Origin of the sequence: Parachryseolinea silvisoli, assembly GCF_021190955.1 — a bacterium.
GTDB lineage: Bacteria > Bacteroidota > Bacteroidia > Cytophagales > Cyclobacteriaceae > Ohtaekwangia > Ohtaekwangia silvisoli.
Genome location: NZ_JAIOAO010000001.1, coordinates 1,277,887 through 1,289,256, shown reverse-complemented (window position 1 = coordinate 1,289,256; position 11,370 = coordinate 1,277,887). Strand labels below are relative to the sequence as shown.

The 11,370-nt window shown below is 51.7% G+C and carries 10 protein-coding genes; 9 read left to right on the top strand and 1 reads right to left on the bottom strand.

The window, feature by feature from the left end; translation table 11 throughout:
* Positions 1-43: 43 nt before the first annotated feature.
* From K7P01_RS05320 to K7P01_RS05285, 8 genes are all read left to right on the top strand, one after another.
* Positions 44-3,649 carry a response regulator gene (locus tag K7P01_RS05320; RefSeq protein ID WP_267290639.1) on the top strand — a complete coding sequence of 1,202 codons (3,606 nt, stop codon included), beginning with the start codon at positions 44-46 and terminating at the stop codon, positions 3,647-3,649.
* 6 nt (positions 3,650-3,655) lie between these two features.
* Positions 3,656-4,033, top strand: coding sequence for a response regulator (locus K7P01_RS05315; RefSeq protein ID WP_267290637.1), 378 nt, complete (start codon positions 3,656-3,658; stop codon positions 4,031-4,033).
* 7 nt (positions 4,034-4,040) lie between these two features.
* Positions 4,041-4,874, top strand: a complete 834-nt coding sequence (locus K7P01_RS05310; RefSeq protein ID WP_267290635.1) for a CheR family methyltransferase — start codon at positions 4,041-4,043, stop codon at positions 4,872-4,874.
* A gap of 7 nt (positions 4,875-4,881) precedes the next feature.
* Entirely contained in the window at positions 4,882-5,460 is a 579-nt protein-coding gene (locus K7P01_RS05305) for a chemotaxis protein CheB (protein ID WP_267290633.1), read from the top strand.
* 75 nt (positions 5,461-5,535) lie between these two features.
* On the top strand, positions 5,536-6,831 hold the full coding sequence (locus K7P01_RS05300) for a DUF2851 family protein (protein WP_267290631.1): 1,296 nt from the start codon (positions 5,536-5,538) through the stop codon (positions 6,829-6,831).
* Positions 6,828-8,099, top strand: a complete 1,272-nt coding sequence (locus tag K7P01_RS05295) for a hypothetical protein (protein WP_267290629.1) — start codon at positions 6,828-6,830, stop codon at positions 8,097-8,099. Before K7P01_RS05300 ends, K7P01_RS05295 begins: the two co-directional genes overlap by 4 nt.
* Before the next feature lie 51 nt (positions 8,100-8,150).
* Entirely contained in the window at positions 8,151-8,789 is a 639-nt protein-coding gene (locus K7P01_RS05290) for a NeuD/PglB/VioB family sugar acetyltransferase (protein ID WP_267290627.1), read from the top strand.
* 17 nt (positions 8,790-8,806) lie between these two features.
* A complete protein-coding gene (locus K7P01_RS05285) occupies positions 8,807-9,670 on the top strand; it encodes a nucleoside phosphorylase (protein ID WP_267290625.1) in 864 nt (287 codons plus the stop codon).
* Between the two features lie 4 nt (positions 9,671-9,674).
* Here K7P01_RS05285 and K7P01_RS05280 read toward each other — a convergent pair whose 3' ends face one another.
* Positions 9,675-9,929, bottom strand: coding sequence for a hypothetical protein (locus K7P01_RS05280; protein WP_254085738.1), 255 nt, complete (start codon positions 9,927-9,929; stop codon positions 9,675-9,677).
* A gap of 184 nt (positions 9,930-10,113) precedes the next feature.
* Here K7P01_RS05280 and K7P01_RS05275 point away from each other — a divergent pair, with 184 nt between their 5' ends.
* Complete coding sequence (locus K7P01_RS05275; RefSeq protein ID WP_267290623.1) at positions 10,114-11,346, top strand: M16 family metallopeptidase; 1,233 nt, start codon at positions 10,114-10,116, stop codon at positions 11,344-11,346.
* The last annotated feature ends 24 nt before the right edge of the window (positions 11,347-11,370 follow it).

Below are 11,370 nucleotides of genomic sequence, written 5' to 3'. Positions count from 1 at the left end.
ATACGCTCAACGCAACCTATACTTATCTGAACTCGACGTTTCCATGAGAGATAATTACAAAAGAAACCTGCTGATCGGATTTGGCGCTTCGCTCGTCATCCTGATCGTTTCTTCGACGGCTTCCTTCATTAGTATTCAAAATCTCCTGACCAGCACGGAGTGGGTGAATCACACCCACCAGATTATCATCGAAATGGATGGCATTCGCTCGGCCATGGTTGATGCAGAAACAGGCCAACGTGGCTACTTGCTTGCCGGAGACGATCGTTTTCTTGAACCCTACCGCGACTCCGAAGTACGTGCGAAGAGCGCTTTCAGCCGTGTCAAGATGCTGACGGCTGACAACCCTGAACAACAGCAAAACCTGGAAGAACTTGACGCGCTTATTACTGAACGCTTTCGCTTGCTTGAACTGAGTGTATCGGCTAAACGCAACGACGAACCCATAAAAAAGGAAAACCTCCAATCGGGGCGAGAATCTATGGACAAGATCCGGGCGCTGATAGAGCGGATGGAAGAGCTGGAACGCGACCTACTGAAAACGCGTACCTCCGAAATGGATCGCTTCTCGTCTTTCACGCCATGGCTGATTGTGGCCGCCGCCATTATAGCCTTGCTGATCACCGTGATGTTTTACACACGCGTAAATGGCGATTTCGAGCAACGCATTGCGCTACAGCAGGAACTGGTGGAGAAAGATGGGGATATTTCCCGTCGTATTCAGATCATTCAGGGTATTGCTGATAAGGTCGCACAAGGTAACTACGACATTCGTGTCACTGACCAACAGAGTGATTCGCTGGGCAGCGTAGCAGTTTCCCTTAATAAAATGGCTGGCGCGCTGGCGACATCCTTCAATCAATTGTCGGACAACGAATGGAAGCAAACGGGACTAGCCGGCTTGAACGACACAATGCTGGGCGACAAAACGTTGGAAGCGCTTACACGTCAGGTGATCGAATACCTGGCTACCTATACACAGAGCCATGCAGGCGTGCTTTACCTGCGCGAGCGCGATGAGCTGGAGGCCAGTGCCAGCTTCGCTTACCTGCCCGATAAGCTGCGGCAACGCCTGAAAGTGGGCGAGGGATTGGTGGGGCAGTCCATTATGAATGGGAAAGTGCTCGAACTGAAAGATATACCGGAAGGCAATATCAGCATAAGCTTTGTGGCCGGTGAGGCCAGGCCCAGCCATATCATTTCCATACCGCTGTTAGATGGTTACAATATTAAGGGTGCCGTCGAGCTGGCTACTTTGCGGTCGTTCTCCGAGCGCGATATTGAGTTCCTGAAAGCCAGCGCGCATAACATAGGCGTTGCCATCAGCAGTGCACAGAACAGAAAGCGTCTGCAGGAGCTGCTGGAAGAAACCCAGGCACAGTCGGAAGAGTTGCGTACACAACATTCCGAGCTTGAAAACCTGAACAGTGAGCTGGAAGTGCAAGCTGAAAAACTGCAAGCGTCAGAGGAAGAGTTGAAAGTACAACAAGAAGAGTTGCGCCAGGCCAACCAGGAGCTGGAAGAGCGCAGCCGCTTACTGGAAGAACGAAACCAGTTGATCACCGAGCGCAACGTCGAGATTCAGACAAAAGCCGAACAACTCACGCAAAGTGCCCGCTATAAATCGGAGTTTCTGGCCAACATGTCGCACGAGCTGCGTACGCCGCTCAACTCCATCCTTCTGCTATCGCGGTTATTGTCAGAGAATCAGGACCGAAACCTTTCCACAGACCAGGTGGAGTATGCACGGGTTATTCAAAGCTCGGGCAACGGATTGCTGTCGCTGATCGACGAGATCCTCGACCTCTCCAAGATCGAGTCCGGCAAGATGCAGCTGGAATACGAGCCTCTCTCGATCAACGAGGTAGTGAGTGATATGAACGCACTGTTTACCGCGGTAGCACAAGACAAGAAGATTGAGTTTATTACACACCTGCAGCCGGTGTTGCCCGAGGTGCTCGAAAGTGACAAACTGCGCCTGGAGCAAATCCTGCGCAATCTCATTTCCAATGCTATCAAATTTACCGCACAGGGTTCGGTAACACTCGAAATCGGTGCCACGGCGGAAGATCCTGCGTGGTGGAAGTTTGTCGTACGTGACACGGGCATTGGCATTGCCGCCGACAAACAGCAAATGGTCTTTGAAGCCTTTCAGCAAGCAGACGGTTCTACCCGCCGCAAATATGGTGGAACAGGTCTGGGCCTTTCTATCAGCCGGGAGCTGGCCAAGTTACTGGGTGGTGAGATTCAACTGCGCAGCGAAGAGGGAAAGGGCAGTGAGTTTACGGTGGTCATACCGTCCACCCGCGCGGCGGCCATTAAACGCACCAAACAAGAAAGCTACCGCGACGAGCCCGTGCCAGCACTGGTAAGAGAGGGGGCGGCGCCGCCGAAGAAACTATACATCAGCGAAAGTATACCCGAGAGCATCCCGGACGACCGTGACAGCCTGCGTCAGGGTGAAAAATCTATCCTCATTGTGGAAGACGATGTGAACTTCGCCAAAGCCCTGTTGGACTATACGCGCACTCGTGGGTACAAAGGTGTAGTAGCTGTACGCGGCGACGAAGGCCTGTCTCTCGCGAAGGAGTTGCTGCCTGTTGGCATCCTGTTGGACATCCAACTGCCCATCAAGAGCGGCTGGGAGGTTATGAGCGAGCTAAAGGAAGACACCCGTACGCGGCACATACCCGTGCATATCATGTCGTCGCACGAAGTGAAACGCGAAAGCCTCATGAAAGGTGCCGTCGACTTTATAAACAAGCCGGTGGCCTTTGAAAAGATGGGAGACGTGTTCCAGAAGATCGAATACGTATTGACACACCATCCGAAGAAAGTGCTCATTGTGGAGGAGAATCCCAAGCATGCCAAGGCGCTTGCCTACTTCCTCGAAACGTTCGACCTCAATCTGGAAATCAAGAACGATGTTCACGACGCCGTGCAGTCTCTGCGCGACCAGCGCACCGACTGCGTTATCCTCGACATGGGCATACCAGATCAGAAAGCTTATGAAACACTCGAGGAGGTGAAGAAAACTCCCGGCCTGGAAAACCTGCCGATCATCATCTTTACCGGTAAGAGCTTGTCTCAACCCGAACAGCTGCGCATTAAACAATATGCGGACTCGATCGTCGTGAAGACCGCGAATTCTTATAAACGCATCCTTGACGAAGTGTCGCTCTTCCTCCACCTGATGGAGAAAGAGGACAAGGAGAAGGCGGCGCCATCCAGGTATCACAAGTTGGGCGCGCTTGATGAAGTACTGCGCAATAAGACCGTACTTGTTGCTGACGACGACATGCGCAATATCTTCTCGCTCACCAAAGCGCTGGAGCAATACCAAATGAACGTTATCACCGCTGTAGATGGTAAGGATGCCCTGCGCCAGCTACACGCTCATCCCGATACCGACATTGTGTTGATGGATATGATGATGCCGGAGATGGATGGCTACGAGTCGATCAGTGCCATTCGGAGAGATCCGCTGTTAAAGGATATACCGGTGCTTGCCGTGACGGCTAAAGCTATGACTGGCGACCGTATTAAATGTATCAATGCCGGTGCATCGGACTATATTAGTAAGCCTGTCGATATTGATCAGCTGCTATCACTGCTGCGGGTATGGCTGTATGAAAAAGGACGTAAATAATCCTGGATGACAACGACCACACCTCCGAAGATAATCCTGATCGATGACGACAGCCGCAACATCTTTGCACTAACGGCAGTATTGAAATCGCGTGGCTTCACCTGTGTGACGACCACCCGCGCCACGGAAGGAGTAAGCTTGCTGGAAGCCCAGCCGGGTATTGGCATCGTGCTGCTGGATATGATGATGCCCGAAATGGATGGTTACGAGACGCTGTCGCGCATCCGGAAGGGTACGCGCAGTGACATCCCTGTCATCGCCGTCACGGCACAAGCCATGGCCGGCGACCGTGAGAAGTGTATACAGGCGGGTGCGAACGCATACATTTCCAAACCCATCAATGTCGATGAGCTACTTACCTTGTTACAACGTTATCTACCATAACGCAGACATGAACCAAGAAACTTCGCTAGATTTATCCGACAACGAAATTGAGATCGTACTACACGACCTGGTAGAGGTGCATGGGTACGACTTTGTGAATTACTCCCGCGCGTCGCTCAAGCGTCGTATCAACAGGCTTGTCGCCAACGACAAGTTCTTGAGCTTTGCCGAGTTTCGTTACCGCTTGCGCAGCGACGATGTATACTTTAAACACTTCGTGGAGGAGATCACGGTAAACGTTACCGAAATGTTTCGCGACACGCAGTTCTACCGCACGCTGCGGGAAGAGATACTCCCGGTATTGGCAACCAGTCCGCTGATTCGTATCTGGCATGCCGGCTGCTCGACGGGGGAAGAGGTATACTCGATGGCTATCTTGTTGCAAGAGGCCCGGTTGCTGCAAAAGTCGTTGCTGTACGCCACCGATATCAACCCCGCCGTGTTGGAAAAAGTACGTGCCGGTGTTTTCCCCATGAATCAGATGAAGCAATACTCCGAGAATTATATACTCTCGGGCGGCAAGAATGATTTCTCGTCGTACTATACCGCGCAATACAACGCGGCCAAATTTGACGAGCAACTGGGAAAGAAGATTATTCTAGCGAACCACAACCTGGTTTCTGATAGCTCCTTTAACGAATTTCAACTTATCTTGTGTCGCAATGTGATGATCTATTTCGACAAGGAGCTACAGGAGCGGGCATTAAAATTATTTGACGATAGTCTCGAGCCGTTGGGTTTTCTCGCCCTGGGTTCAAAAGAGACCTTGAAGTTTTCTTCTATCAGTCACAAGTACAGGCAGGTGGCGAACAAAGAAAAAATCTGGCGTAAAATTAGGTGAATAATATATGGCAGGTCCGTTTGATATTGTCGTCATTGGCGGCTCCGCAGGAAGCCTGTCCATGGTGTTGCAGATTCTGCCATACCTAAAAATGGACATACCAATAGCCGTAGTAGTGGTATTTCACCGGAAGTCTTCTGAAGACACAACGTTGATCGAGCTGTTGTCGCATCGCACGGAATTTGAGGTGAAGGAAGTAGATGAGAAAGATCTTATACGGCCCAACGTGGTATATGTCGCCCCTGCCGATTATCACGTGCTGATCGAAAAGGACCATACGCTGTCGCTTGACGTGTCGGAAAAGGTAAACTTCTGCCGCCCCAGCATTGACGTTACCTTCGAGTCGGCGGCGGACGTATATGGTAAATCGTTGATGTGTATTTTGTTGTCAGGTGCTAATGCCGATGGTGTACAGGGGCTTAAAGCGGCACGGGACAAAGGTGGATTTGTTGTTGTACAAGACCCTGCTTCCGCTGAAGTATCCTATATGCCACAGCAAGCCACCGAGCAGCTTCCTGTCGATTTGCTGCTGCATGATGATAACATCGATGTGTTGATAGATTGCTTGCGACTGCCGAAGAGATAAATTTTGGGGAAACGGTTGAAAAACCGAAAGTAAAATTGCAACTTGGTGTTGTAAGTTGTCTTAACCTATAACACGATGTCGGAATCTTTTATCCACTACCTGTGGCAGTATCAGTATTTTAATAAACAGGAACTTTATACCACGCAGGGCGAAGCAATCCAGGTGATACACCCGGGTTATCTAAATCATCATGCAGGGCCGGACTTTCAGCAGGCGCGTGTACGCATCGGACCGATTGACTGGGTGGGAGCGGTCGAGATACATATACATGCATCGGGCTGGCGTAGCCATCGGCACGACGAAGATGCTGCCTATAACAATGTTGTGCTGCACGTTGTGTGGCGGGAGGATAAACCTGTGCAGCGTCATGATGGTACACACCTGCCCACGCTCGAGTTGGGCAGGCGAGTGGAAGACGATGTTGTTTGGCGATATCGCAAGCTAATCAATAGTCAGGAACCCATTCCGTGTGCTCCCGCATTGCCGCGTGTGCCTTCCCTTACCGTGCTGAATATGTTAGACAGAACGGTAGTCGATCGCCTGGAGCTCAAAGCAAAGGATGTAGTACAACGCCTCGAGCGGAACAACGGCGATTGGGACGAGACCTGCTACCAACTGTTGGCGCGAAACTTCGGTTTTAAAGTTAATCATGAGCCGTTTGAGCAGCTGGCCCAAGGGTTGCCCTACAAAGTCATTCTTAAACAGAGCCACTCGCTGGAGCAGATTGAAGCGCTATTGCTCGGGCAAGCTGGTTTCTTAACCGACCGTCAGCCCAACGACGAATATTTGGCGTGCCTCCGGCGCGAGTACAACGTATTGGCGGCAAAGTACAGCCTGGCGCCACGACAACTGGCCCGCGCGCAGTGGAGGTTCTTACGCCTGCGGCCGGCCAACTTTCCTACCGTGCGGATTGCGCAGTTCGCAGCGCTGTTGTTTACCCATAAACATTTGTTCTCGCAAATGCTCGAGCGTGAGGACGTCCGCGCGCTCAAGAAGCTTTTTAGTGTACAACAATCTGTATACTGGCAACATCATTACTTGCCGGGCAAGCCCGCGGGCGATGCGCCCGTGCCAGCCGTTGGACTGGCCAGCGTCGAGAACATCATCATCAATACCGTGGCGCCCCTGGTGGCCGCCTACAGACGTCTGCACGACGAGGATGATGCCGTCGACAGGGCAATGGGGCTTTTACAGGCAGTTAATCCCGAAGAAAATCACATCGTGTCACGCTGGACGGCCGTTGGCATGCGATGTGGATCGGCCTTTGACTCTCAAGCGTTGCTGGCGCTGCATAATAATTTCTGTTTAAAGCGAAGATGCTTAGATTGCAACATCGGATTTTCGCTGTTAAACCCAACGCGTAGAGAATGATCATAACCGCCGCCCACGCCGTGGTGCTTCTGGCACTCGCCTTTTTGCTGTGGAAGCGCGCGGACCTTACGATCAAAAAATACTTCTGGCCGGCCTGGATGTTAAAGATGGCAGCCGGCGCAACGCTTGGATGGATCTATACTTACTACTATCGGGGTGGCGATACGTGGGAATATTTTCAGGATGGTGTCACACTGGCGCATACCGCGCGTGCGGATTTCTTCACGTACCTACGTTTTTTGTGGGGCGGCGATGAATCGTTTGACGTCTGGTCGCAGTTGCAGTATCAACAGCCGCGCGCTTTGTTCTTCGGCAAGGTGGCCAGTCTGTTTTGTCTGTTGACACACGATCAATATTTGGCTGTAGCGTGGTACTTTTCCATGATCTCGTTCTGGAGCGCCTGGCACCTCACCACCCTTGTCAGCCGCCATTGGCCTACCGCGCGCGCCGCTGTCGTGCTGGCCTTGTTGTATTGGCCCACCGTCGTACTCTGGACCTCTGGCCTGATTAAGGAGAGCCTGGCCATGGCTGCCTTGTATTTTCTGGTGGCAACAAGCCTGCAGGTATGGTTGCGGCAAAGGCTGTCTGTGCTAACGATGGGCCTAGCGGTGTTGTCGCTTTGGATTTTGTGGAGCCTGAAATATTATTATCTGGCCGTTTTTCTGCCCGTCGCCTGCGCGGCGCTAATCATGCGCTGCTTCTTGCTGCCACGGATGTCGTGGGCAGGTGCAATAAGCAAAGTATTGGTGTGGGCTGCGCTGTTTATTATTCCTGCCATCGTGCTGAGCCAACTGCACCCCAATTTTTATCCCGAGCGGTTCCTATCGGTCATTACCGAAAACTACAAAGCCTTTCAGCTGTTGTCGGCTACAAACGACGTGGCACACTTCCCGGCCTTAAAACCTACGCCCGGCAGTGTGTTGCGTTACAGTCCGGCGGCGCTACTCACCGGTTTATTCCGGCCCTGGTTATGGGAGGCCCATACATTCTTTCAGGTTTTGGTCGCGATCGAAAATATGCTTCTCGCCGTATTGATATTCATGTCCTTACGGCATCTGCGAACGTTGCCTGTATCACCACATCGCTTACTGGTGCTTTCAATCGTTGTATATACCGTGCTGTTATGTGTTTTTCTGACCTTATCAACACCCAACTTTGGCACACTGTCACGCTACCGCGTGGGTTTTCTACCATTCCTGGTGCTACTGGTATGTGCCGGCAACGTAGGGATCGCAAGAATCTTTCGCTTCACACAAAGTTCAAAGTAACCGTTTGGTAAGTATAGCGATCCGCCTACCTTTGCTATCTGATCTGTTATTATGGAAAATCCGGTTATTATTTTTGGTGCAACCCAACTGGGGCGTGCGGCCCGTGAGATATTTGATGGAAATGGAAATGTCGTGTATTGTTTCCTGGATGACAATAAGAAATTACACAACACCGAGATTGACAATGTTACTGTGCTGGGCGCCACCGACGATGATGGGTATTTGAAACTTATCGGCAAAAAATGTGATGCCTTTGTCGCGCTCGACGACAACAAGCTCCGTAAGAACGTCGTCAAGATGTTGCAAGAGGTACGCCACGTGCAGCCCGTCAACGGTATACACAATACAAGCATCATCGCGACCTCCGCTGACATGGGCCACGGTAACTTCATTGACCAGGGTGCGAAGATTGGTGCGGGCAGCAGCATCGGCAACCATTGCCTTATACACGCGGGCTCTATTATTGGTCCCGAGGTAAAGGTGGGTGACTTCGTACAGATAGGGGCAGGTACCGTGTTGGGTGCTGGAACCGAGGTAGAAGAAGAAGCCTTCATCGGTGCCGGTGTAACCGTTGCAGGAGGTGTCACTATCGGCAAAGGTGCGCGTGTAGGCGCCGGTTCGGTGGTGGTAGCGCCAGTCAAAGCAGGCGAAACTGTATTTGGAAACCCCGCGCAAAAAATAGGAGGCTGACGCTAGCACGTATAGGTATGGCCAGGATTTCAGAGACTGATTTGATTCTTAATGACGATGGTAGCGTATACCATCTTAACCTGCTGCCTAAACACCTGTCCGAGACCATCATTACGGTAGGAGATCCCGGCCGCGTATACCGTGTCAGTGAACATTTCGACGAGGTCGAATTCGAAATGAACAAACGCGAGTTCATCACGCACGTCGGCACCTATAAGGGAAAGAAAGTGACGGTCATCAGCACGGGCATGGGCACCGACAACATTGAGATATTATTCACAGAGCTCGATGCACTCGTCAACATAGACCTTAAAACGCGCGAGCCCAAAAGCCGGCGAAAAAAACTGCGTATCATTCGCATCGGCACCTCGGGGGCATTACAAGAAGATATCCCTGTGGGCTCGCACCTGGTGACCAGTTATGCTGTAGGCTTCGACAGCCTCATGCATTTTTATAACCTCGCCATGGATGAGCAGGAGCAGGTTTATGCCCGTGACATTCAGGAAAAGATAGGTCTGCCGTTCCAGCCCTACGTTGTCCGGGGGTCAGAAACACTACAACAACAGTTTGGAGGCGACATGATTATCGGCAATACGGTAACGACCCCGGGCTTTTACGCGCCTCAGGGACGTATTTTACGTGCCCCCATTAAATACCCGCGTCTGCTGGAGGACTTGTATTACTACCACCACAAGGCCAGCGACTTTTGGCTCACCAACTTTGAAATGGAGACCGCCGGCTACTATGCCATGGCCCGGTTGCTTGGGCACGAGACCCTTAGCGTAAACGCCATCATCGCAAACCGCGTCAAAAACAAGTTCGCCAAAGACCCCAACAAGGTCATTGATCCCCTCATTAAGAAGGTGCTGGACAGCCTCTGACAGGCTATTTCAGCTGTACAGAGCTATCCATACGCATAATGTGCCTGGCGGCCGCCATGGGGTCGTCGTGGTAAAAGCCCGACAGAATGCGGTGGGCGATCTGCTCGATAATCAATTCGTCGTCGCTCTTGCCCTCTTTGCCCCGCCAGAACATGCGGTTGGGGTGGCGTTTCATGTCATCCACATAATATTTGGCGCGGGTGTACTGCTCGTCCGTAAACGTAATGGTAAAGCAGGTCTTTACTTTATAGGTTTCCATAACAGCCAGGGATTCAAAGGATATGCCAGTAATTTCCCGCAAATCAGGGCGGAAACGGGGTAGTAATACCCCTGCGTCGCCCGTAGCCGGGCGGAACTGTCCGCGACTGGGACGGGTTATAAGCCATTGCGGCCATTTCTGTGGAAGGCTGCATAAAACGATTAAATTCGCACCGAATAGCATTATGAGAGATTGCAACGTATTTACCCTGTCGAACGGAATCCGCGTAGTACACCAGCAGATTGTGTCGACAGCCATCGTTCATTGTGGACTGATCCTGGACATCGGAAGCCGCGATGAAAACATAGACAACCAGGGTATCGCCCATTTCTGGGAGCATATGGCCTTTAAGGGCACTAAGAAGCGAAACACCCTTGACATCATCACCAGCCTCGATGCCGTCGGCGGCGAGCTCAATGCCTATACTGACAAAGAGAAAATTGCCTTCTACGCTTCTGCACGCCGCGAGTATTTCGAGCGTGCCGTAGATGTACTAAGCGACATCGCCTTCCGCTCCGTGTTTCCTGAGAAGGAGCTCGAAAAAGAGAAAGGCGTCATTCTTGAAGAAATGGCCATGTATCACGACAGTCCCGAAGACTCCTTGCAAGACGAGTTCGAAGCGGTGATCTATAAGAATCACCCCATGGGCATGAACATCCTGGGCCGCGAAGAGACCATTCGTAAGTTCCGGAAGAAAGACTTTGTGTCGTTTTTTCGTGAGCACCTGCATACCAAGCGCGTGGTTTTCTCATGTGTGGGTAACATCACGCTGGAGGAGGTCGAGCGTCTGGCGCACAAATACATCGCAGGCTTTAAGTCAACGGGAGGCACTGGCCGTCGTAAAAAGTTTACCAATTACAAGCCCGCGCAGCAGGAGCTGCGACGTATCGTAAAGCAAGCGAAGTGCGCCATCGGCAGCGACGCGTATCCGATTCATCACGACAACCGCATACCGCTCTACGTGTTGACAAACATTCTGGGCGGCCCCGGCATGAACTCACGACTCAACCTGTCGTTGCGCGAGCGCTACGGCCTGGTGTATGGCGTCGATGCGCACTATACTGCCTACTCTGACACCGGCATGTTTGCCATCTTCTTTGGCACCGAGCCCCGCCAGTTGGACAAATGTATATCGTTAGTAAAAAAAGAACTGGAAAAATTCCGCGAAAAGCCGCTGTCGAAGGCACAGTTGGTTTCAGCCAAAGAACAAATCAAAGGCCAGCTGGCCATGTCGGAAGAGAACAACCTCAACCTCATGCTGATGATGGGCCGCAGCGTACTGCTCTACAACCGCGTGCCCAAATTAGAAGAGGTGTTTGATATGATTGACCGCACCACGTCGTTAAAACTGCAGGAGGTAGCGCAACATGTATTTAACGAGAAGCGGCTCAGCTACCTGACAATGCTTCCTGCATAGGCCGCCACCACGAAAGCCAGACAC